The sequence below is a fragment of the Flavobacterium sp. LM5 genome (assembly GCF_002017945.1).
Taxonomy (GTDB): domain Bacteria; phylum Bacteroidota; class Bacteroidia; order Flavobacteriales; family Flavobacteriaceae; genus Flavobacterium; species Flavobacterium succinicans.
The window spans coordinates 1,055,937-1,080,388 of the sequence record NZ_MUFX01000001.1; the positions used below are offsets into that span (position 1 = coordinate 1,055,937).

Consider the following 24,452-nt stretch of genomic DNA (forward strand, 5'->3'; position numbering starts at 1 on the left):
TTCCTGATTTACCATTAAAATTTTAGTCAAGCCATTTTTTTGTTATAATTATTTAGGATATACATATCTGCGAGTAATAATTTTAAGCTCACCTCGTGTATTGAAATAGCTGTTCCATGACATTTTTTTATTTTAGGCTTGACTTCTATTTTAATTTTAGTCTAGAAAATAAAATGAAAGCTAGCAAAATATATTTTCAACATTAGTTTCTAATTAATTTTCTCAATAAAATAACTTGTATGTGTTTACATGATTTATAAAACGTTATTTATTGAAGATGTATTAGACAGAAATGATAAATCTAATAGTGGAGCAGAACCCACTTAAAAAACCGACCCTTTCTGTAAAGGTTAATTGCAGGGGCGGAATTTGTTTTCGCGTTAATTTATATTAGTTACATTTTCTTGAATAATAACAAACTAAAACTATTCATTATGTCAGACACGCATAACCATAACCATGAAGATTGTATTGGCTGCGGTTGTTACAACCCAGCTTTTGATTTACTCTTAAATACTACCAATTCCAACGAAACAAAAGACGCACGCGCTGAAAGTGTTCAAGAGAATGAGGTACCAAAGTCAATGATATTTTACAACGGCATCATTTATCCTGTACAAAGGGAAGATAAGAATAAAATGATCGTTGATGTTACAGATCCAGATTTTTATTACCAGGCCATGAGAATAGATAACGGAATGATAACATGGCTTGGAACGAGTGAAAGGGCTAAGAAAGAGGCTGATGACGAAAAGATAGATCTACAGGATTTAAATGGAAAAACAATACTCCCAGGACTTATAGAGCCTCATTGTCACATTGTACCGAGTGCTGCTGGCGACTTTGGAAAATACCCGGTTCCATTGTCGGAAGAATGGGGTGACAAAATTTGGAAAAACTACTCACCTTTTGAGGGTCAATTTCTCATGCCAAATTATTCACGAGCGTATTTATTCAGCAAGGTTTTGGAAGATGTTATTGAACTTGAGAAAATAAATAATAATCCTGACGATTCTAAAAATGAAAAAGATCCGCTTTGGCTCTTAGGCCTTGGTGTCGACCCTTCACTAATGTATGAGGTTTATCCAGAGAAAGATTGGACAATTGATAGTTGCGTTAGCTCTTCTTTTTTTGAAATGATAGACCATGACTTACTAGATCCAAACCCGAATTTTGAAATGCCTCCGATATTGTTGATGAGCGCATCTGGACATACCGCTTATGTGAACAAAACTGCGCTCAAAGCTACTTGGGATTACCAGAAGAAGAAGGGTAATGAGGATTTTTTAAATAAATACCACCACGAAGAGTTTGATTATGTGAACAGTGAAAATTGTGTCCTGCAAGAAGTGGTGCAGATGTTACCTGTAATGAACGCAATTTGCGAAACTCAAGTCAAAGCTCTTATGAGAGGTTTAGATGATTCTATTGACGATTACATTCAATCTGCAAGAAAGTTGGGGGTCACCATGGTGTATGATGCTGGAATGCAACAACCATGGGCGAAAGAATATTTTTTTAAGAAAGATGTTTTTAAGAAAGATGGTACTCCGGATAATCACAAGCCAGAAAACAAAGGGATTCGCATTGGGATGTCTCTTCCGTATGGAATTGAAAATAAATTTGAAAAAGCAAATGAAGATCTAAAAAAACAATTCGAAGATTTTGATCCTTTTCAACCTCCTAAGGAGGATACAATAAACGGATATTGGGGAAGTATAAAAATCACCTCGGATGGGTCCAATCAAGGACTTACAGGGTATCAAAGTCTGAATTACGTTTGTCCTTCTCTCCCTGATCCAAATGAAAAAGGAATATATAATTTTCAAACTCAGGCTAAGCTTGACCCTCTTATTGATAATACTCTCAATGAAGGAATAAAGCATAACAATGCCATCGTCAAGGATATTGTAGAAAAAGGTTGGCCAATACTTATCCACGCCAATGGGAATCAAGCGGTAGACTACACAATCAATGCATACAAAGAATCACTTGGTACACTTCCAACAAAGGAAGAGATAGAGGAATTCCAAAAAAAGAGAAATCGTATTGAACATTGTTCATTATTGAATGAGCAGAATTTGAAGGACATGGAGGAATATGGGATTCAACCAAGTTTCTTAATTGGTCATGTGGGTTACTGGGGCTATGTATTCGATAATTACATTTTCCCAAAATCGCAATCAGTCAATTCAGCAGCTAAACATCTTGACTTGTGCAAATCGGCCTTAGATCATTCACTGCGAATTACGCTGCACAGTGACAATGCGGTAACGCCCTTGGGTCCGCTTAGATATATGGAACAGGCAATTACACGAATTATGGAAGGCTCGGAAAAGGCAAAGGATTACTATACGAACTGGAAAAAAAAGAGTGGAGACAAACCAACAAACACTGATTTTAATGATCTTCCAGTTTTGAATATATCGGAAAGAATCAGTTTAGTACAAGCTTTAAAAGCAGTAACACTTGATGCAGCATGGCAGTGCCAAGCAGACCATTTGGTAGGGTCTTTGTTGAAGGGAAAACTCGCCGATTTCATTATTTTGGAAAAAAATCCTATGCTCATGGATACGCCGGAGAAAGCATACCTGAACATGAGAAATATCAAGGTACTAGAAACGTGGGTAGGTGGAGTTCAATACAAGAACGGATAAAATTGGATTTGAGATAAATCTTGTATTTTAGATAAACACAAGAGTGGTATTTCAGAGTACCAAAAGGCCTCATTTTACGCTCAAATGTTGTCAATTACAAAAAAAATACAACCCAATAGCAAAGTTTTGTCTTCAATCTAATGGTTAGCGCTGAATTGCATTCTGTGCTCACAACAGTGAGCAGACATTTATAGTAAAAAAGTTGTAGTTGTAAAAGGCTACAACTTTTTTGTTTAATTTTAAAACAGAAACGACAACAAAGTATAGAGCAATATTTATGAAGCCTATTTTGTAGCCATAAGAACAGTAGGCTGGATGGATAATTAACGAGGTTAAATCAAAAAAATAATTTTATAAAGCATTGCAATATTGTCAAGAAAACAAAGGTTTAGAGATTTATGGGTATCATGCAGAACACATTTTTAGCAATAAAATAATAGACTTGTAAAGTTATTTACTTGTATAATTTTTCGATGTTTAGTGGGTAAATTAAAACTTATTATCAGTTCATTAACAAGTTAGGGGTATCAAAATCCATTTGACGTTATAATTTAGAATCCAAAGAAGGAGGGAATTTAAACGATAAGCAAACATCTTTACACCTCTAATCATCCTTAATAAAGATCGGAGAACCTATTATACTGGCAAAAAGAATTGTTACGTGAGTTGTTATTACCCAACGATAGTAAGTAAATAGCTTAAATTGCAAATACTCAGTTAATAATGGACACCCCTATTATTTTAACTATTGATTTTAATTTATAGGTTTGCATGTACTTAACAGCGTATAGATGTCCAAACCAAATTCGATTATAAAAAGAGGATGACCGAAAAGAACTGCCTCTGTTAAGTATTTTTATCGATTTTTTTTTTAGGGTACAATAAAGCTGCCTTATTTTTTTGGTAAATAAAAAATCCGAAGCATGGCTTCGGATTTTAAGATAGAGCTTCAAAACAATGAAGTTTTATGACTAAAATTTAGCGATTAATAATTATTTCTTAGGAGTTGGTTTGTCAGTTTTGGCATCCATCATCTCCATTAGTTTCATACCTAGTAATCCGCTGATTCCACCTTCAGAACCATTTGTTCCTGAAATTAAGACATCGGGAATTACTTTGATATTTCCTTTTCCAATTTCCTCGGTAATTTTGTATTTAGTGAAGTTATCACCGCCCATTGCTGAAACCTGTAATTGATAAGCTTCGGCTGTAGATTGACCAATAGCCTTGATTTTTTCAGCTTCAGCTAAACCAGTTTTAGAAATTTTTTCAGCTTCTGCGCTTGCATTTAATCTAGTAGCTTCAGCTTGTGCTCCAGCTCTTGCTTTAGTAGCTTCGGCTTCTGCATTGGCACGCATTTTAGTTGCCTCTGCCTCTGCATTTACGTTAAGTTTCAAACTTGTAGCATCTCCTTCTGCTTTTTTAACAGTCGCATCAGCCGTTCTTTGAGCAATTTCAACACTTTGAGAGGCTTTTACGATTTCTTTTTGCATATCTGCAATAGCAGTTTCTTTTTCTACACCTTGACGTTGTTCTTGCGCCATTCTTTGGGTTTGATAGGTTTTTTGTTCCTCTTCCGCAATTTTTCTATCAGTCAACGTTTTCATTAAAGAATCCGGAGGAACGATATCACCAATTAAAGTATCAACTGCATTTACGTTGTATTCATCCAATACTGCTTTGATATGGTTTTTAGCTGATTCTTGTCGCTCTTTACGAGTACTTAAGAATGAAATTACATCGCTATCTTGCGCTGAGTTTCTAAAATAGTTACCGATAGTTGGTTCCAAAACTTGGGATACTAAGTTGGTCATACTACCAAAACGAGCAATAACTTTTGGAGCTTCGTTCGCGGGAACGTGAATAATTTGCGCTACATCCAAATTAAAAGGGAAACCATCTTTTGAACGAACGGTGATTGTTGATAGATTCTTGTCAAGGTCGTGGGATTCACTTCTTGCATTTGCCCAGTTTAGTACTAGGTTTGTTGTTGGAACAGGTTCAAGTTTTGTAGTGTATTTATTCAATGCATATTTACCTGGGCCAAACGGTTCCATCCAAACACCACGTTGCCCTTTTGACACAATATTACCGTGCTTGAAGGTGTCTCCTGTAACATCTTTTCCGTCTTCACCGATATAGGAAATCACAACTCCTACATAACCAATTGGGACATCTGTCATTGGGTTTTGTTCTATTTGAATTGCCCAAGTATTGATATAGTAAGAACCTGCCAACATTACTTGAGGTTGCAAGCCACGATTTCCACCTTGCTCTAGGAAATAGTCAAAATCTTGAAAGTTATTGTGGCCATCTACATATTTACCTGCAATTTGTCCTTGCGGAATTGGATCACCATCTAGGGCGGTTACAATTCCAACCATATTTTCAAAAATCTTTATTTGTTCGGCAATTACAATTTCGAACAAAAAGGTATTGATACGATAAGATCCAGTGGTTATAAAAGCGGATTGCCTTCCTTTTTGTCCACCGTTAGTTAAGAAAGCAGTGGCGTCTTGATAGTTGTCGCTGTCCACTTTTCTTGCAAGGATGCGTCCCGTTGGGATTTCTTTACCATCTTTACTCAAAACCAATCCAATTTTCCCTTCAGGGATAATTGTAAATGGGGTCATATCTACTGAAAATTGCCAAATCCACATTCCCCAATACAAACCTGGAGCGAGGGTTTGGGCTTGAAACCCTGCTTCGCCTTTAGTGGCTATAATTCTTCCGTCAGGTAATGATTTGTCGGCACCAAAGAGCACGAATTTTTTGGTTACTAATCCAATTTTGTCCTCGGGAACGATAACCATTCCAAAGAAAACTCTTAAAACAAATTTGTAAAGAACGATGGATAAAACTAGTAAAAATACCCACCAAAAATCTAGAATTGCAGTCATTATGAAATATTTTTTTGATTACTACTATGTTTGAATTTTATAGATAATGACTATAGAAAAATACTGTAATTTCTTTTTTTAGTTTCTGAATTCAAATTATATAAGAAAATTGAAATCCCTTTTTGAAGTTACAACAGCTGTTTGTTATTTTAGAATATCGTTATGGTATAAAATCTCTAATTATACGGAAACACTTACTAATTGTTACAAAAAAATAAGAAATATTTTAGAAAATAATAAAACCGAAATTTCCATTGTCACTTAGTTTTGATTCTTAATTTGTGCTTTTCAATTTTTCTGGAGTTTTATTTTGTTTTGCTGATTTTTGGGTTGATGTTGCAATTATTTATTTAAATAATATAATAATTGGTGAATATATTCCCTAAATAACATAATAATTGGTGAATACAATATCTTAAAAAACATAATAATTGGTGAATATTAAATTATTTTATTACATTTGATTAAAATTAATATAATGATAACTAGGAGTTTAATAGAGAGGATAAGAAATCGTCTCAATAAAGGAAAAGCTATTGTTCTGGTTGGTCCAAGGCAAGTCGGAAAAACTACCTTAATTAATGAGTTGCTAAAAGGTGTTTCGTATTTGTTTTTGGACGGAGACGACTCGGTGATAATGGATACTTTGGCTAATGCTAATACCGAAACGCTAAAAAGTATAATTGGCGACTACAAATATGTTTTTATCGATGAAGTACAACGCATTCCGAATATTGGTTTGAAACTAAAAATCATTGTAGATCAAATCAAGGATGTCCAAGTTATAGTGAGTGGTTCTTCAGCGTTGGATATTCATAATTTGACCCAAGAACCGCTTACAGGCAGGAAATTTGAGTTTCAAATGTTTCCAGTTTCTTGGGCCGAATTTGAGAATAATGTGGGCTATATGAAAGCAAAACAACAACTCGAACTCCGATTGTTATATGGTATGTATCCAGATGTAATTAATAATTTTGGAAACGAATATGAAATTCTAAAGAACTTGGTTTCAAGTTATTTGTACAAAGATATTTTGGCTTTGACAGGCATTCGAAAATCCGAGGTATTAGAGAAGATTCTTCAAGCTTTGGCGCTTCAAATTGGGAGTGAAGTGAGTTATAATGAACTTGCCCAGTTAGTTGGTGTTGATAAAAATACGGTAAGCAGTTATATCGATTTGCTCGAAAAGAGTTTTGTGATTTTTAAATTAAATAGTTTCAGCCGTAATGTTCGAAATGAAATAAAAGCCAATCGAAAAATCTATTTCTACGACAATGGTGTTCGGAATATGCTGATAGGAAATTTTAATTTTTTAGAATTCCGACAAGATAAAGGCGCTCTTTGGGAAAATTTCCTTATTTCAGAACGTATGAAAGTATTGAGTTATCAAAACAGCATAGCAAAGCCATATTTCTGGCGAACCACACAGCAACAAGAAATCGATTATGTTGAAACGGTTGCTGATGATGTGAATGCCTATGAATTCAAATGGAAAGCCAAAAAAGTGAAATTACCCAAAACTTTTTCGGACAACTACAAAGGAAGTTTTGAGATTATTACAGCAGATAATTTTAGGGAGTTTTTGAAATAGTAGATTATGGACTTTGAAAAATTAATTATAGATAGTAAACAGAAAGATATATCAACTTTGAAAGAAGAGATTAGTCAAATAATGTTAGACAAGAGATATACGACTGATATTTTTACAACTTTTACATTCAATGGTTTTTATCGAGCAAGGAAGCATAACAATGTTAAAGGTAATTTTGTGGATGGAACTTTGTTCGAATTTATAAATGAAAAAGAATTTTGGAATCCACCGATTGAATTTGCAAAATTAGGGAGGTGTAATAATGATGGGGAGAGTATGTTTTATTGTTCAGGTGATTTTATAACTGCTGTTCTTGAAGTTAAGCCTGAAGTGGGAGATTATATTACCATTGCTAATTTTAGTAACTTTTATACTGACTCTGTTCCTCAATTTAGAATCAATCCAATAGGTAAAACTTATTTAGTTAAAATTCCTAATCTTCAAAATTTATTTGATGGCTATATTTTAGATGAAAGTCAATATGAAATTGAAAATTTTTTAGACAAATTATTTCATCAAGATGTTGATGACAATGAATTATATAAGTATAAATTGAGTGTTGCAGTATCTCAAATTTTTATGACTGATGGAACACACAGAAAAAAAAGTTTAATACAAACTGATGGTTTGTTGTATCCTAGTATTATTAGAAATCAAAAAAGTTATTGTTTTGCTTTGAAACCTTGGTGGGTACATTGTTTTTTTGAAATCACTACGATACAAACAATTCAAGTTATTGAAAAGGGTAAAGATTTTTTAAAACTTAAGTTGTTGAGAAATGGTCGAGTTAAGGGTGAGAAAATATATCCAGCAGATTTTTTTGATATTGAATGGAAAATTCCACCAGTCAAACCTGAAAATACGGAAAGAATTGAATTTTAGTTTATTTGAAATAAAAAATTCCGAAGCACTGCTACTTCGGAATTTTCTTTGAATTCTAAATTCTAATATCTGTAATCTTTTACAATAACCCCGCTCTTTTCAAAAGCGCATCCGCCTTTGGTTCTTGCCCTCTAAAGCGTTTGTAAAGTTCCATTGGTAATTCGGTACCGCCTTTTGAAAGTACGTTGTCTTTGAATTTTGTCGCCACTTCTTTATTGAAAATGCCTTTTTCTTGAAAATAAGCAAACGCATCGGCATCGAGCACTTCTGCCCATTTGTAGCTATAATATCCAGACGAATAACCGCCTGCAAAAATATGGGAGAAGGAAACCGACATACAGTTTTCGGCTACATCTGGATATAATGAAGTGCTTTCAAAAGCTGTTTTTTCAAACGCTTTAATGTCAGTAATGGCGTTTGGATTGTTACTATGAAAGGCCATATCTAAAATACCAAAACTCAATTGGCGAAGCGTGGCCATCCCTTCTTGGAAACTAGCGCTTTCTTTTATCTTGTCGACATATTCTTGTGGAATAATTTCACCCGTTTCATAATGTTTCGCAAATAATGCCAGTGCTTCAGGTTCGTAACACCAGTTTTCCATCACCTGACTTGGTAATTCCACAAAATCCCAATACACTGAGGTTCCTGACAAACTTGGATAAATAGTGTTGGCCAACATACCGTGTAAGCCGTGACCAAATTCGTGGAATAAAGTCGTTACTTCATTAAAAGTTAGTAATGAAGGTTTGGTAGCGGTTGGTTTGGTGAAATTACAAACATTAGAAATGTGTGGTCTTTCGTTGCTACCGTCTTTTATGTATTGCGATTTGAAAGAAGTCATCCAAGCACCGTTTCGTTTGCCTTTTCTTGGGAAAAAATCAGCGTAGAAAATAGCCACGAGTTCTCCAAACTCATCTTTCACTTCATAGGTGGTTACTTCTTCGTGGTATTTATCGATGTCGAAAACCTCAGTAAAAATCAATCCAAATAATTTGTTGGCTATAGTAAACGCGCCGTTCAAAACGTTTTCTAATTGAAAATAAGGTTTTAGCTTTTCGTCATCCAAATTGAATAATTTTTGCTTCAATTTTTCAGCATAGTAGGCGCCATCCCATTTTTCTAATTGTTCAATGCCGTCTAAATCTTTGGCGAAAGCCGATAATTCAGCAAACTCTTTTTCAGCGGCTGGTTTGGCTTTGGTCAACAAATCATTCAAAAACGATTTGACTTTGTCAGGATGTTGCGCCATTCTTTCTTCCAAAACAAAATGAGAATGCGTTTCATATCCCAATAAATTAGCTCTTTCGAAGCGTAACTTAGCAATTTTTAAGGCAATGGCTTGATTGTCGAATTCGTTATTTTGAAAGGCTTTTTTACCAGCAGCGATGGCGATTGCTGCACGCAATTCACGGTTGTCGGCATAGGTCACAAACGGAATGTAACTTGGGAAATCCAAAGTAAAAATCCAACCCTCCAAATCTTTGCTTTTGGCCAATGCACTAGCTGCTTCGATGGCACCTTCTGGTAAACCTTTCAAATCAGCTTCATTAGTTAAATGCAATTGGTAGTTGTTGGTTTCGGCTAAAACATTTTCACTGAAAGTCAGTTTGAGTTTAGCCAATTCCGTATCAATCTCACGTAATTTTAGTTTGTCTTCTTCCGAAAGCAAGGCACCATTTCGAGAAAAACTTTTGAATTTCTTGTCTAATAATGTTGCTTGTTCGGGCGATAAATTTAAGGTGTCTTTTTGCTCGTAAACCGATTTTATTCTTTGGAATAAGGCTTCGTTTAAGGTAATGTCATTGCTGAATTCGGTCAACAAAGGCGAAACTTCTTGGGCGATTTTTTGCATCTCATCGCAAGTTTCGGCCGAATTCAAATTAAAGAAAATAGACGATAAACGGTCCAAAGCATTTCCTGAAAAATCCAAGGCCTCGATAGTGTTTTCGAAGGTTGGAGCTGTAGGATTGTTGATGATGCCATCAATTTCCGCTTTTGCCGTAGCGATATTCTCGATAAATGCAGGTTTATAATCCTCCAATTTTATCTGAGAAAAGGGTGCGGTATTGTATTTCGTGTTAAAGGTAGAGGTTAAAATTTCCATATTTTACCGAAGGGACAGGTCGCGACCTGTCCGTACTTTTTTTATAATTAATATTTATAATTGCGGAATCTGTCCATACTTTTATTGATTAGTAATTTAAAATAGCCGATTTGTTAGTCAGTTATTTATTTTTTCAATCCTTCAGCTGCTTTGTTTACAGCGTCTTTCAATCCTTCTTTGTAAAGGATAATTTTATCTAAAACGCATTTATCAGCACTACCGATGATTTGAGCAGCCAATATTCCAGCGTTTTTTGCACCGTTTAAGGCCACAGTGGCAACAGGTACGCCACCTGGCATTTGCAAAATCGACAATACCGAATCCCAACCATCAATAGAATTGCTTGATTTTACAGGAACACCAATCACTGGAAGCGGCGACATCGAAGCCACCATTCCTGGTAAATGCGCGGCTCCACCAGCTCCTGCAATAATCACCGAAATACCACGTTTGTGAGCGTTTTGACTAAAATCAAATAATTTTTCTGGTGTTCTGTGTGCCGAAACAATATCGACTTCTACTGCTATATCAAATCCGTTTAGGATATCGATGGCGTCTTGCATAACGGGCATATCGGATATGCTACCCATAATTACGGCTACTTTGCTCATTATTTTATATTTAAAGATTTAAAAATTAAATGATTTAAAGATAGAACTTTATGGTTTTACCAATTATTTAATCTTTAAATCATTCCATCTTTTAATTATTTAGAAATCACTCTTATCGTATTCTTTACTTCCTCAGCAATTCTTCTTGCCTCAGCCATATTTTCATTCGCAATGGTCACGTGTCCCATTTTTCTAAAAGGACGGGTTTGTTTTTTACCGTATATGTGAGGCGTAACACCGTTCCAACCTAAAATCGTTTCGATGTTTTCGTAAACTACATCTCCTGAATGCCCTTCGGCACCTACTAAATTGACCATAATTCCAGCCACTTTGCTATCGGTATTGCCTAAAGGTAAATCCAAAATGGCACGCAGATGATTTTCGAATTGCGAAGTATAACTCGCCTCAATGCTGTAATGACCTGAATTGTGCGGACGAGGTGCTACTTCATTCACTAGAATGTCATCGTCTTCGGTTTGAAACATTTCAACCGCCAAAAGACCTACGTGGTTGAATTGTTGCGAAACATTTAGTGCAATCGCTCTGGCTTTTTCGGCTACTTTTTCATCGATTCTTGCAGGACAGATTACGTATTCTACCTGATTGGCTTCGGGATGAAATTCCATTTCGACCACAGGATAGGTTTTGATTTCGCCCGATGGATTTCGGCAAACGATAACGGCCAATTCGTTTTTGAATGGAATCATCGTTTCGGCAATGCATTCTACATTGGGTAACAAATCCAAATCCGAAGCTTTTCGAACCACTTTTACGCCGTTTCCGTCGTAACCAAATTCAGTACATTTCCACACAAAAGGTAACTCGACTATGCTAGAGGCAACAGCCAATTGTAATGCTTCAAGATTTTCAAATCGAGTATAGGGAGCGGTAGGGATATTATGTTGTGTGTAAAAATCTTTTTGAACGCCTTTGTTCTGAATCAAACGCAAGGTTTTTGGAGATGGATATACTTTTTTGCCTTCGTTTTCTAGTTTTTCTAAGGCTTCTAGATTTACCAATTCGATTTCGAAAGTCAGTACATCGACTTGTTTTCCAAAGTTGTATACGGTATCAAAATCCATCAAATCGCCTTTGAAGAATTGGTTACAAGCGATTTTGCAAGGGGCCTCGTCGCTAGGGTCTAGTACATAGGTTTGTATATCGAATTTTCGCGTGTCAAACAACAGCATTTTGCCTAATTGTCCGCCACCTAATATGCCTAGTTTAAAATCAGAAGAAAAATAATTCATGGTTGTGTGTTTGAAAGCGACAAAGATAATTGATAAAATACAAATGTCAATTTATTGTTTGCTGTTTTGACTTGTAGTATGTTTTTTTAGCCTTTCAAACTTCAATATTTTGGCTTGGAATGCGGATAATTTACTCGGTTCTAATTTGATTTTGTGGATTTCATACAGTTATGTTTTAATAATTCCGACTTATTGGATACTTAAAATTGAAAGGTTTATTAGAAAAATTTTGCTTTCAGAAGTCCTTTGTTTTTGATTATCAGCCAAGAGCGTTTCTTGATTTTTTTTAGCGCCAATAGCTCCTTTTTTCTTCTTCTTTTTCAATTATATTAAGATTACTTTTGCCGTCAAATTTTTACAAAATAAAAGTATATGAATTTAAAATTACTATTTATGACTGGCTTTGTTTGTGTTTTTTGGAATACAATAAATGCACAGTCAGAAGACCAAGGAGAGATCATAAAGCAATCTATTGTTTTAAAAAGTCTTCAGAAAAAACTTCCAAATGCAATTAAAGAAAACATGAAAGACAACTTGATTTTGAATCAAGGTGTGAATTTTACATTCAATCATGATTTAAGTGTTGGTGATAAGTCTATTGTACTAATTTCTGAACAGGAACTAGCAAACAAAAAAAGTAATGGCTTTTTCGTTTTTGACACTATTTCAATCAAAAACAGCAAGGCTACTGTGGTTTATAGTTTTTTTTATCAAAATGATAGTAAAAAAATAGTTGTTCCTGTTCGCTTATTGCTTGAAAAAGAAGCTGACAAATGGGTGGTTATTAATTCCATAATTAATTAAATGAAAAACATGAAAAAGTACACATTAATACAAGATTTCTTGGCCAAAACGTTTTTAGTTGTTTTTGCTTTTTTTTCAATGCAAATGGTTGCGCAAACTACAGCGGTATCTGTTTTTAATTATCCTGGGTTGAATGGTAGTGGTAGTAGTTGTGACAATGAAAATGCGAATCTAATTGGGATTATCAGCGCAATCCCTACCTATATTGTTGATGCTTCTATAAAAAGTTTCTCGGATCCTGTTACGCTAGCCACTCAGTTGAGTGCCAGTGAATTTTTCTTTATGACAGACATGGAAACCCAATCTCCATCAAGCACCACGTTCTTACCTTTGGCCTCTAGAGATGTAATTAAGAACTGGGTTAATAATGGAGGGGTTATGGTAATGACAGGTACTTTTGGAAGTCATGATACTAATTTTTTGAATTTAATTTTTTCTTGGGATTTAGGTACCGCCTCTGGAAGTTCTTGGGCCAAGAATGCCGTCAATACGCTAGGGACCCCTTTTGAAAACGGACCGTTGTCACTTCCTTATGAATCTGCTACTGATGCCATTTCTAAAGGTACTGTTCCTAATTTTAAAGCAATGTGGGGAACAGATAGCAATGCTACTGTGGCAGTTATAAAATATGGTGCAGGTTCTGTTATTTTTATGGGGTATGATTTTTTTGATGCCGGACCATCATGTGGTAATAATTCTTCTCCTTGGGTTCAGGGTGTTATTCCTTCTGCGCTTAATTATGCAGTGGAATTAGTCGGTAATTCCATAATAGATTTTAATAATATCACTACAAGTTATGGTAGTGCTAATTTTGATTTAGCAGCTAGTTCAAACTCTGGTGGGAATATAACATATAGTATTCTAGGTACTAATACAACTGGAACAACATTAAGTGGAACCAATAATAAAACAGTGACTGTTGGAAACACAGGTAGTGTAGTAATCCGTGCAACACAAGCGGCAGATGGCGCTTACACAGCAACAACAAAAGATATTACTTTAACAATTTCGCCTGTTGCAATTACCATTACGGCAGATACAAAATCTAAAGTTTATGGAGATGTTGATCCAGCATTAACGTATCAACTTACTTCTGGGGCTTTAGTAGCAGGTGATGCATTCACAGGATCATTAACTAGAAGAGTAGGAGAAGATGTAGCAAACTATGCTATTGCTGCAGGAACTGTTTCTGCTGGTTCAAATTATACAATGTCTTTTGTGTCTTCAGATTTATCCATTACTCCAAAAGCAATTGCCATTACAGCAGAAGCAAAATCTAAAGTGTATGGAGATGTTGATCCAGCATTAACTTATCAACTTACTTCTGGGGCTTTAGTACCAGGTGATGCATTCACAGGATCATTAACTAGAAGCGTAGGAGAAGATGTAGCAAACTATGCTATTGCTGCAGGAACTGTTTCTGCTGGTTCAAATTATACAATGTCTTTTGTGCCTTCAGATTTATCCATTACTCCAAAAGCAATTGCCATTACAGCAGAAGCAAAATCTAAAGTGTATGGAGATGTTGATCCAGCATTAACTTATCAAGCGACATTAGTGGGAACAGATTTTCTTACAGGAAGTTTGACTAGAGCAGCTGGAGAAAATGTAGGTAGTTATGCAATAAGTTCAACACTTGCAAACAGCAACTATGACATCACTTTTGTACCTGCTAATTTAGCAATTACCAAAAAATCAATAACGGTGACTGCGGATGTAAAAACTAAAGTGTATGGAGATGTTGATCCAGCATTAACCTATCAAGCGACATTATTGGGAACAGATGTTCTTACAGGAAGTTTGACTAGAGCAGCTGGAGAAAATGTAGGTAGTTATGCAATAAGTTCAACACTTGCAAACAGCAACTATGACATCACTTTTGTACCTGCTAATTTAGCAATTACCAAAAAATCAGTAACGGTGACTGCGGATGTAAAAACTAAAGTGTATGGAGATGTTGATCCAGCATTAACTTATCAAGCGACATTAGTGGGAACAGATTTTCTTACAGGAAGTTTGACTAGAGCAGCTGGAGAAAATGTAGGTAGTTATGCAATAAGTTCAACACTTGCAAACAGCAACTATGACATCACTTTTGTACCTGCTAATTTAGCAATTACCAAAAAATCAGTAACGGTGACTGCGGATGCAAAAACAAAAGTGTATGGAGATGTTGATCCAGCATTAACCTATCAAGCGACATTAGTGGGAACAGATGTCCTTACAGGAAGTTTGACTAGAGCAGCTGGAGAAAATGTAGGTAGTTATGTAATAAGTTCAACACTTGCAAACAGCAACTATGACATCACTTTTGTACCTGATAATTTAGTAATTACCAAAAAATCAGTAACGGTGACTGCGGATGCAAAAACAAAAGTGTATGGAGATGTTGATCCAGCATTAACCTATCAACTTACTTCTGGAGCTTTAGTAGCAGGTGATGCATTTACAGGATCATTAACTAGAAGTGTAGGTGAAAATGTAGCAAACTATGCTATTGCTGCAGGAACGGTTTCCGCTGGTTCAAATTATACAATGTCTTTTGTGTCTTCAGATTTATCCATTACTCCAAAAGCAATCACCATTACGGCAGAAGCAAAAACTAAAGTGTATGGAGATGTTGATCCAGCATTAACTTATCAACTTACTTCTGGAGCTTTAGTAGCAGGTGATGCATTCACAGGAACATTGACTAGAGTCACAGGTGAAAATACGGGGACTTATGCTATTGGACAAGGAAATTTAAATGCTGGTCCTAATTATGCTATTAAATACAATGATGCTGTTTTTGCAATTAATAAGGCAAATCAGATTATTACTTGGAATCAAATCTTAGAATCAGGATGCGATGGAGTAACTAAAATCACATTGACAGCAAGTACTTCTAGTGGTTTACCATTAAGCTTTACTCCTTCAAATGGTAACGTGGCAAGTGTTTTAAATGGTGTTTTAAACTTTAGCAATTATGGTGAGACTACAATAACTGTTTCTCAATTTGGGAATAATAATTACAATGCTGCTCAGACAATAGTCTTACCAGCTTTATATACTCAGCCTAATTTAATCAGAAAACATTTTGACGATGTGATTTTCTTTGACAATAGTTCGAAGAGTTATAAATCCTTTACCTGGTATAAAAATGGTGAAGTAGTTCCTAGTCAAACAGCTCAGTACTTTAAAGAGAATGGAGTTTTAAATGGAGTGTATTATGCAAAGGCTACAAAAACTGATGGCACAGTGGTAACTTCTTGTTCATTGACTTTTTCTCCTTCAACTGAAGTGGAATATTTGAAAATTGCCCCTAACCCAGTTAAAAGTAATTCAGAGTACCAGATCCTAACTAATATAGACTCAGTGAAATTAAAAAACGCTCGTATCACTGTGTTTAATTTGCTTGGAGTTCAAATAATAGATAAGGAAATTAGTGAAAAAACACTAGATATGATAGCGCCTACTACTGAAGGGATTTATGTTGTAAGGTTAACACTTGCAAATGGTAAGTATTTCACAAAAAACCTATTAGTTAGAAATTAAACGAAGTAAATTATGTAAGAATATGAAATCCTCATTCGATAAAAATGAGGATGGATTATTCTAATATTAAAAACAAAAAAAACATGAAATTTGATATTAAATATTTAACAGGAATTGCTGTTATTCTATTCTCTACAGGAATGAATGCGCAGTTTTATGTGGGGGTACAATCAGGAATCGCCAATATTCAAAGTGACGTAAAAGGTGTAGCTAATTCCCGTGAAATTGGAGGTGCTTTGAAAGCGGGTTATATTTATTCTTTAACAAAAAGCTTTGGAGTTGGGTCAGGAATAGAGTTTTCTCAATACAAGCATAAGGCATCTCTAAATAATCGATCAACAACACTAACTAATTTTGAAGTAGATGCTGCAGGTTCCGCATTTTCTTACAGTGTTACTACTGGAGATTATAAAGAATATCAGACCTTGAAAGCCATACAGATTCCACTTTTTTTACAGTATAAATTAATTCTTGATAAAGATATTGATTTGAATTTTAGAGCTGGGGTTAAATACTTTTTGCCTGTAAGTTATAAAATTAAAACTTCGGCAACATCTGTAAAAGGGACTGGTTACTATCCTGATGTTAATTTGTTGATAGATGATTTACCTAAATATGGATTTGGGAATCAAACAAGTTATACTGCATCTGGAGAGTACAATACAAAAGGTGTTTTAATGAGTACTTTTGAGTTAGGATTTACTTTTCAAATCATGAAAAAAAGCTCTTTGTATACTGCTATATTTCTTGATGCTGGTTATGGAACAATTCTTGATCAAGAAAAAAATCAGTCTTATGTAGGTTATAATCCCACATCAATTACTGATAGAAAAGCAAATGGACTGTATAGTATTGATAAAGACGCAACTATCAAGCCCTTTTCATTCGGCTTGACATTGGGATGGAATTTTGAATAAATTAGTGTTTTTATCTAACCAAAAGTAAAGGTCAATTTGAAAAAACTAAGCTTAATTGGTACAAAATATTTTTTGTAAATGCTGAATCTTATGTAAGTCCTGATTTTAAAAATTTGTTTGAAATCATTTAGATTTAAATGAGATTATAGGATTTAGCTGCTCTCAAAAAAGTTAGACACTTTTTGAGGGCAGCTTTTTTTTGTAGTAGCTCTTTCTTTGAATTGTTATCTACTTTTCTAAAAAACTGGGTAGGATAATTTATATCAATCTATCTTTGTTTTGCGAGGCTAACTATAGAAAAATACCCGTCAATTCTATTTTTCAAGTTGCAGGTAAATACTTTTTCAGAAAACCCTACTTTATTTTCTTTAAAATCTCCCTCGAAACGGCCTTGTAGGCTGCGGATTGAGCGGGATAGTCTTTTTCGATGATGATTTGTAATTCAGGATAAATCCAATCATTCGATTTTCCTAGGACAAATAGCGTGCGGATACAATAGCATTTGGCTGCTACTTTAGTATCGGAAATCAGCCAATCAAAGCAGCATTCCGTTATTTGCTCTATTTGATTTGGGCTTAGTTTTATTGTTTTCTTTTTAAAATGATTTTCAACCAATAACTGCAATACTTTGGCGACTGGACGAATCGCGCTTTCATTGTTGAGTTGATTTAAATGCGAACAAAAGAAATCTAAATGTGGTTGCAGCCATTCTAGTTGACTATAAGCTACTTGTTCCAAAACCCAACAGGATTTGTACGACTTTTCATCTTCAGTAGCAAAGCAAAGATGTAGTAATGCTTCAAAATGAGCGGGATAGCTCAAAACAAATTGTGCCGCCAGCACTCTTTTGTCTCGATAACCACTTACATAATCTAGATGTGACAACAGTTCAGTGCTCATTTTGGAGGGTTTTAATTTAAAAATACAAATTTAAAATCAATTGTGAATTGTCAAATCCGAATTCTGTATCTTTGTGCATTATTTTAAACCTAAAAATAATGATACAACTTCACGATAAACAATTTGTTCCGTTTATTTCGGCTAGCGAAATAGATTTTGCTATTACAAAACTAGTGAAACAAATTCAAGATGATTTTGCCGATGAAACTCCTGTTTTTGTAGGAGTATTGAACGGTTCTTTTATGGTAGTTGCTGATTTAGTTAAAAAATACACTAGTTCGTGCGAAGTAACTTTCGTAAAAATGTCTTCTTATGAAGGTGTGGCTACTACCGAAAACGTAAAGCAATTAATTGGGTTAAATCAAGATCTTACGGGACGTTCTGTGATCATTATTGAAGATATCGTTGATACCGGAAATACTTTGGTCGAGCTTAAAGAACTATTTAAAAGTCAAAATGTTAAACATCTCAAAATTGCTACTCTTTTCTTTAAGCCAGATGCTTATAAAAAAGATGTCAAAATTGATTATATTGGAATTCGTATTCCTAATAAATTCATAGTTGGCTATGGTTTAGATTATGACGGAATCGGACGTAATTTACCAGAAGTATATCAGTTAAGCGAATAAACAAAAACATAAATTCACAACCTTAGAAGTCCCTTTTTTTAAGGGTACTGTTTATAAATTTTTTTAAAAAAATGATCAACATAGTTTTATTTGGGAAACCAGGTGCAGGAAAAGGAACACAAGCAGAATTCCTTAAAGAAAAATACCAATTAGTTCATATCTCGACCGGAGATGTCTTTCGTTTTAATTTAAAAAACGATACGGAATTAGGAAAACAAGCACGCGTTTACATGGATGCGGGCGATTTGGTTCCAGATGAATTAACTACCAAAATGTTGATTGACGAAGTAAACAAGCATTTGGATGCCAAAGGAATTTTGTTCGATGGCTACCCAAGAACCATTTCTCAAGCCGAAGCATTAGATGCCTTTTTGCCAACTATCGGAAGCCAAGTTACTGCTACTGTTGCACTAGAAGCTGATGACGAAGTACTAGTGGCACGTTTGCTTGAAAGAGGAAAAACGAGCGGTAGAGTAGACGACCAAGACGAAGAAAAAATCAGAAACCGTTACCAAGAATACAATGAAAAAACTGCTCCTTTGATGGATTATTACAAGGCGCAAAACAAATTTCACGCTGTAGATGGTATAGGAAGTATTCAAGAAATTACCGAAAGACTTACACAAGTTATCGATAATTTGTAGGAGCATTTCCAGCTGTACGTTACAAGTCCTCCTCTTGTGGTTTGTTTTTGTAAAGCATCGCCCAAGCTTCTTTTAGTCGCTTAGCGCTACTTACAAAAACTAAACCACAAGAGTCCGGGCTTTTCTCTTCCATCTGGGCTAAAAAGAAGTTTAACTAACAAACATAAAATTGGAAATACTGATTATCTTTTTTCTAATACTTTTAAATGGCGTTTTCTCTATGTCAGAAATCGCATTGATTTCAGCAAGGAAAAATAGATTAGAAACAGCAGCAAAAAAAGGAAATAAAAGTGCAAAAACTGCATTAGATTTAGCCAACTCTCCTAATAAGTTTTTGTCAACCGTACAAATAGGAATCACCTTAATTGGTATTTTGACAGGTATTTATTCTGGAGATAAAATCACCAAAGATGTAGAGCTTTTTATACAAGGATTTGAAATTTTTCAACCTTATGCCCACTCCATTGCAGTAGGAATTGTGGTGGTCGTTCTTACCTTTTTCTCTTTAGTACTAGGGGAGTTGTTGCCCAAACGAATTGGTCTCAACCATCCAGAGTCTATTGCAAAGACTGTAGCGATGCCAATGAAATTTATTTCGATAATCACGGCTCCATTTATATGGTTACTTACATCTTCTACTGATGCTATTTTAGACCTTTTGCAAATCAAACCTACAGCAGATGGTAAAGTAACCGAGGAAGAAATCAAAGCCATTATTAAAGAAGGGACAGAAGGAGGCGAAGTACAAGAAATTGAACAAGATATCGTAGAGCGCGTTTTCCATATTGGTGACCGAAAAGTCAATTCTTTAATGACACACCGTAAGTCTGTGGTTTTCTTGCCATTTAATGCCAACAAAGAACAAGTAAGGCAGTTAATGTTGAAAGAATTGCATTCCATTTACCCAGTTTATGGCGAGAATTTTGACGACATAGTAGGGGTGGTTAACTTAAAAAACATATTCTCTAATTTTGAAAATGATAATTTCAATTTGGCGGATATTATGACCGAAGCGCCTTTTATTATGGAACAAACTACCGCTTACACGGCTTTAGAGAATTTCAAAAAAACAGGTATTCATTATGCTTTTGTATCCGATGAGTATGGCGATTTTCAGGGGGTAATTACGTTAAATGATATTTTAGAAGCTTTAGTAGGTGATGCTGCCGAGTTTTATAAAGATGATTTTCAACTAATAGAAAGAGAAGATGGCTCTTGGTTGGTCGATGGACATTATTCATTACACGATTTCTTGACCTTTTTTGAGTTAGATGAACTAATTAATGATTATGAAGTGACCACAGTGAGTGGTTTGATAATGACTGAATTGTCTCGTATTCCAAAACAAGGAGAAAAATTGATTTGGCAAAAGTTTGAGCTAGAAGTCATTGATATGGATGGGGTTAAGATAGATAAAGTAATGGTGAAAGCCTTAAATGTTTAATATTGTTGGTTCTCAGAACAAATTTAAACTTTTAAGCTTTTAAACATTTAAACAAGAAAAAATTACAGAAGATTTGAAATTAAAAGGAGGACAGCCAGTGGCTGTCAGGTATTTTTTTTTTAGATTTTTTGAAAAGTAAAAGAAATTATGACAGAAGGTAACTTTGTAGATTATGTAAAAATATTTGTTTCTTCCGGTAAGGGAGGAAAAGGATCTACGCACTTGCATAGAGAAAAATTCATCCAATATGGTGGCCCAGATGGTGGTGATGGAGGTCGAGGAGGACACGTTTATTTAGTTGGTAATAAGGCACTTTGGACATTGTTTCATTTGAAGTTTGCTCGACACATCAAAGCAGGTCACGGAGGTGATGGAGGAGGAGATAGAAGTACGGGGGCAGATGGTGAAGATAAATTTATCGAGGTGCCATTAGGAACTGTTGTAAAAGACAAAGAAACGGGTGAAACACTATTTGAAATTACTGAAGATGGTGAGAAACAAGTTCTTTCTCGAGGTGGTAAAGGTGGTTTAGGTAACTGGCATTTTAGAAGTTCAACCAATCAAACGCCAAGGTATGCACAACCTGGTTTGCCTGGCGTTGAAATGGATGTGATTCTAGAGCTGAAAGTTTTGGCTGATGTTGGTTTAGTAGGTTTCCCAAATGCTGGAAAATCGACTTTGCTATCGGTATTGACTTCTGCAAAACCAAAAATTGCCGATTATCCGTTTACGACTTTAAAACCTAATTTGGGAATTGTAGCGTATCGTGATTATCAGTCGTTTGTAATTGCTGATATTCCTGGAATTATTGAAGGTGCTGCTGAAGGAAAAGGGTTAGGACATTATTTCTTACGTCATATTGAAAGAAATTCTACGCTGTTGTTCTTGGTTCCAGTAGATACGCCAGATATCAAAGCGGAATATGATATTTTGGTTAATGAATTGACCAAATACAATCCAGAAATGTTAGATAAAGAACGTTTATTAGTCATTTCAAAAATTGATATGCTCGATGACGAATTAAAAGCAGAATTAAAAGCAGAATTAGACGTAGCTTTCAAAGATGTTCCTTATATGTTTATTTCATCGGTTGCCCAACAAGGTTTGACCGAATTGAAAGACAAGTTATGGAAAATGTTGAACGAATAATTCGTTTTAAAATCTAAAAAATAGGTGTTCTTGTAAAAGGATACCTTTTTTTGTTTTATATAATTCATAAAAGGAAGTTAATATCTTTGAGTTAAAATAGGATTTTAAGAGCATTTATTAAAATAAAATGCTAAAATGATTTATATTCGCAGCACTAAAATAACACTTACATCTATGAAAAAAATTGTATTATTCTTGACTATGTGCCTGATGGCTTTTCCTGTAAAAGCAGATGAGGGAATGTGGTTTTTGATGTTTATCGAAAGATTGAACCATAGAGATATGGAAAAAATGGGCTTACAACTAACTGCCGAAGAAATTTACAGCATCAATAACCATAGTTTGAAAGATGCTATTGTACAATTCAACGGAGGATGTACTGCCGAAATCGTTTCTAAACAAGGTTTGGTTCTAACGAATCATCACTGTGGATACGACGCTATTGCAGAACTTTCTTCAGAACAAAATAACTATTTGAAAAATGGTTTTTGGGCAAAAGACAAAAGTCAAGAGCTAAAACCAAAGTCGTTGTTCGTTCGTTTCTTTGTACGTATGGATGATGTTTCTAAACGTATTTTATCAAAAGTAAATGATAAAATGACCGAAACTGAGCGCAACAAAGCCATTCAACAAGAAATTGCTTTGATCGAGAAAGAAAACAATGAAGGAGGGAAATACACTGTTTCTGTTCGTCCTTTTTTTCAAGGAAATGAGTACTACTATTTTGTGTACCAAGATTATAAAGATGTTCGTTTGGTAGGAACTCCTACAGAGAGTTTAGGTAAATTTGGAGGAGACACAGACAACTGGGAATGGCCACGTCACACGGCCGATTTTTCTATGTTTAGAGTGTATGCTGACAAAGATGGAAATCCAGCAGAATATTCTCCTGAGAATGTGCCATTACAACCAAAACATTACTTGCCGATAAGCTTAAAAGGTGTGCAAGAGAACGATTATGCTATGATTTTAGGGTATCCTGGTCGTACCAACAGATGGATGCCAGCTAATGGAATCGAGCAAAACGTAAAATTTGCTTATCCTGCATGGGTAGAAGGTGCCAAAACAGGAATGGACAACATGAAGAAATACATGACTCAAAACGAGACTGTAAACTTACAATATGCTTCTAAATATGCTTCTACAGCTAACTATTGGAAAAACCGTCAAGGAATGATTGATGCTTTGACCAAAGCTAAAACAGCTCAAACTAAAACTAAAGAAGAAGCTAAATTTAATGCTTGGGCTAACAAAGCAGAGAATAAATCAAAATACGGTAATGTAATTAGTACTATCAATAACTATTACGCTCAAACTAACTTAAAAGCACGACACGATAATTACTTGACACAATTGTTACGTACTGCTGCCTACGGTGCTTTGCCTGCTAGTTTAGGAAATGGTTTAATCGCTTATGCTAAAGAAAATGAAGCTAAAAGAGCTGAAATATTGCCAAGATTAACCGCAGCTATTGATGGCGCTTACGAAAGTTTATACGCTCCTTTAGAAAAAGAAGTGTTAACTGCACAATTGAATTTATATGCTGCTAAAGCGGCTGAATATGGATTAGCTCCAAAAGTGGCTGAAATGAAAGCTACTAACAATGGTGATTTCACAAATGACGTAAATAAAGCAGTGACTTCTAGTATTTTTAGTTCAAAAGAAGCTGTAGTGGCATTCTTGAAAGATCCTAAAGCCGAAACGATTACAAACGATCCTTTGTATGTTATTTCTAGCGATTTGGTGACCAAAATCAGAGCAAAATCTCCGGAACAAGCCAAAGCTGATGATGATTTTGCTATTGCTTTCCGCAAATTGGTTGAAGGTTTGAGAGAATCAAAATTGAATACGATTCAGTATCCAGATGCGAATTCTACTTTGCGTTTGACTTACGGAAAAGTTAAGGCGTTGCCTGCTGATAAACGTAATGATGCGAAAGTAAACAATTATACTACCATGGCTGGAATGGTAAACAAATACAAAGCAGGTGATGCAGAATTTGATTTGCCTTCACGTTTGTTAGAGTTGAACAAAGCCAATGATTTTGGTCAGTATGCTGACAAAGCAGGATACATGCCAGTAAATTTCTTGACAGATAATGATATTACAGGTGGAAACTCAGGTTCACCAGTATTGAACGGAAAAGGAGAATTGATTGGTGTTGCTTTTGATGGTAACATTGAAGCTATGGCTGGTGATGTTATTTTTGATAAAAAATTACAAAGAACCATCAATTTAGATATTCGTTTTGTGCTTTGGATTATTGATAAATATGCTGGAGCTCAAAATATTATTGATGAAATGACTATCGTAAAATAGTTCAAAATAAAATTGAAGGCAAGAAAGAATGTTGTGGCTCTTTAGCCCCGATAGCAGTGAAAATCCTCTAGACTCGTGACCAAACGAGGCTAGAGATTACTTCGTCAGTTCGCT

General features: G+C 35.1%; 16 protein-coding genes. 11 read left to right on the forward strand and 5 right to left on the reverse strand.

Annotation, left to right across the window (positions count from 1 at the left end):
* The first annotated feature begins 434 nt into the window (after nucleotides 1-434).
* Nucleotides 435-2,657 (forward strand): amidohydrolase, encoded by a 2,223-nt coding sequence (locus tag BXU11_RS04450; protein WP_078211155.1) that lies wholly within the window; start codon nucleotides 435-437, stop codon nucleotides 2,655-2,657.
* Between the two features lie 992 nt (nucleotides 2,658-3,649).
* Here BXU11_RS04450 and BXU11_RS04455 read toward each other — a convergent pair.
* A complete protein-coding gene (locus BXU11_RS04455) occupies nucleotides 3,650-5,557 on the reverse strand; it encodes an SPFH domain-containing protein (RefSeq protein ID WP_078211156.1) in 1,908 nt (635 codons plus the stop codon).
* Between the two features lie 478 nt (nucleotides 5,558-6,035).
* On the opposite strand from BXU11_RS04455, the gene BXU11_RS04460 reads away from it, so the two are divergent.
* Both BXU11_RS04460 and BXU11_RS04465 read left to right on the forward strand, forming a co-directional pair.
* Nucleotides 6,036-7,148: an ATP-binding protein gene (locus BXU11_RS04460; protein WP_078211157.1), complete on the forward strand. Its 1,113-nt coding sequence runs from the start codon at nucleotides 6,036-6,038 to the stop codon at nucleotides 7,146-7,148.
* 6 nt (nucleotides 7,149-7,154) lie between these two features.
* On the forward strand, nucleotides 7,155-8,030 hold the full coding sequence (locus tag BXU11_RS04465; RefSeq protein ID WP_024981479.1) for an RES domain-containing protein: 876 nt from the start codon (nucleotides 7,155-7,157) through the stop codon (nucleotides 8,028-8,030).
* A gap of 79 nt (nucleotides 8,031-8,109) precedes the next feature.
* Here the strand turns inward: BXU11_RS04465 and BXU11_RS04470 are convergent, their stop codons facing one another.
* The 3 genes from BXU11_RS04470 to BXU11_RS04480 all read right to left on the reverse strand — a co-directional run bounded on the left by BXU11_RS04470 (nucleotide 8,110) and on the right by BXU11_RS04480 (nucleotide 11,998).
* A complete protein-coding gene (locus tag BXU11_RS04470) occupies nucleotides 8,110-10,137 on the reverse strand; it encodes a M3 family metallopeptidase (RefSeq protein ID WP_078211158.1) in 2,028 nt (675 codons plus the stop codon).
* A 125-nt stretch (nucleotides 10,138-10,262) separates the two neighbouring features.
* Nucleotides 10,263-10,748, reverse strand: coding sequence for a 5-(carboxyamino)imidazole ribonucleotide mutase (gene purE / locus BXU11_RS04475; protein WP_078211159.1), 486 nt, complete (start codon nucleotides 10,746-10,748; stop codon nucleotides 10,263-10,265).
* Between the two features lie 95 nt (nucleotides 10,749-10,843).
* Nucleotides 10,844-11,998 (reverse strand): 5-(carboxyamino)imidazole ribonucleotide synthase, encoded by a 1,155-nt coding sequence (locus BXU11_RS04480; protein ID WP_078211160.1) that lies wholly within the window; start codon nucleotides 11,996-11,998, stop codon nucleotides 10,844-10,846.
* A gap of 372 nt (nucleotides 11,999-12,370) precedes the next feature.
* On the opposite strand from BXU11_RS04480, the gene BXU11_RS04485 reads away from it, so the two are divergent.
* From BXU11_RS04485 to BXU11_RS04495, 3 genes are all read left to right on the forward strand, one after another.
* Nucleotides 12,371-12,802, forward strand: a complete 432-nt coding sequence (locus BXU11_RS04485; protein WP_078211161.1) for a hypothetical protein — start codon at nucleotides 12,371-12,373, stop codon at nucleotides 12,800-12,802.
* A gap of 9 nt (nucleotides 12,803-12,811) precedes the next feature.
* On the forward strand, nucleotides 12,812-16,336 hold the full coding sequence (locus tag BXU11_RS04490; RefSeq protein ID WP_189318501.1) for an MBG domain-containing protein: 3,525 nt from the start codon (nucleotides 12,812-12,814) through the stop codon (nucleotides 16,334-16,336).
* Between the two features lie 83 nt (nucleotides 16,337-16,419).
* Nucleotides 16,420-17,253, forward strand: coding sequence for a hypothetical protein (locus tag BXU11_RS04495; RefSeq protein WP_139363439.1), 834 nt, complete (start codon nucleotides 16,420-16,422; stop codon nucleotides 17,251-17,253).
* A gap of 354 nt (nucleotides 17,254-17,607) precedes the next feature.
* Here the strand turns inward: BXU11_RS04495 and BXU11_RS04500 are convergent, their stop codons facing one another.
* Nucleotides 17,608-18,153, reverse strand: coding sequence for a hypothetical protein (locus tag BXU11_RS04500; RefSeq protein WP_078211164.1), 546 nt, complete (start codon nucleotides 18,151-18,153; stop codon nucleotides 17,608-17,610).
* A 98-nt stretch (nucleotides 18,154-18,251) separates the two neighbouring features.
* Between BXU11_RS04500 and hpt the strand changes: the two genes are divergently transcribed.
* From hpt to BXU11_RS04525, 5 genes are all read left to right on the forward strand, one after another.
* Nucleotides 18,252-18,782 (forward strand): hypoxanthine phosphoribosyltransferase, encoded by a 531-nt coding sequence (gene hpt / locus BXU11_RS04505; protein ID WP_035717575.1) that lies wholly within the window; start codon nucleotides 18,252-18,254, stop codon nucleotides 18,780-18,782.
* 71 nt (nucleotides 18,783-18,853) lie between these two features.
* On the forward strand, nucleotides 18,854-19,426 hold the full coding sequence (locus BXU11_RS04510; RefSeq protein WP_024981485.1) for an adenylate kinase: 573 nt from the start codon (nucleotides 18,854-18,856) through the stop codon (nucleotides 19,424-19,426).
* 220 nt (nucleotides 19,427-19,646) lie between these two features.
* Nucleotides 19,647-20,870 carry a hemolysin family protein gene (locus BXU11_RS04515; RefSeq protein WP_024981486.1) on the forward strand — a complete coding sequence of 408 codons (1,224 nt, stop codon included), beginning with the start codon at nucleotides 19,647-19,649 and terminating at the stop codon, nucleotides 20,868-20,870.
* Nucleotides 20,871-21,017: 147 nt separating this feature from the next.
* A complete protein-coding gene (gene obgE, locus BXU11_RS04520) occupies nucleotides 21,018-22,019 on the forward strand; it encodes a GTPase ObgE (RefSeq protein ID WP_078211165.1) in 1,002 nt (333 codons plus the stop codon).
* A gap of 174 nt (nucleotides 22,020-22,193) precedes the next feature.
* A complete protein-coding gene (locus tag BXU11_RS04525) occupies nucleotides 22,194-24,338 on the forward strand; it encodes a S46 family peptidase (protein ID WP_024981488.1) in 2,145 nt (714 codons plus the stop codon).
* Nucleotides 24,339-24,452: the final 114 nt, after the last annotated feature.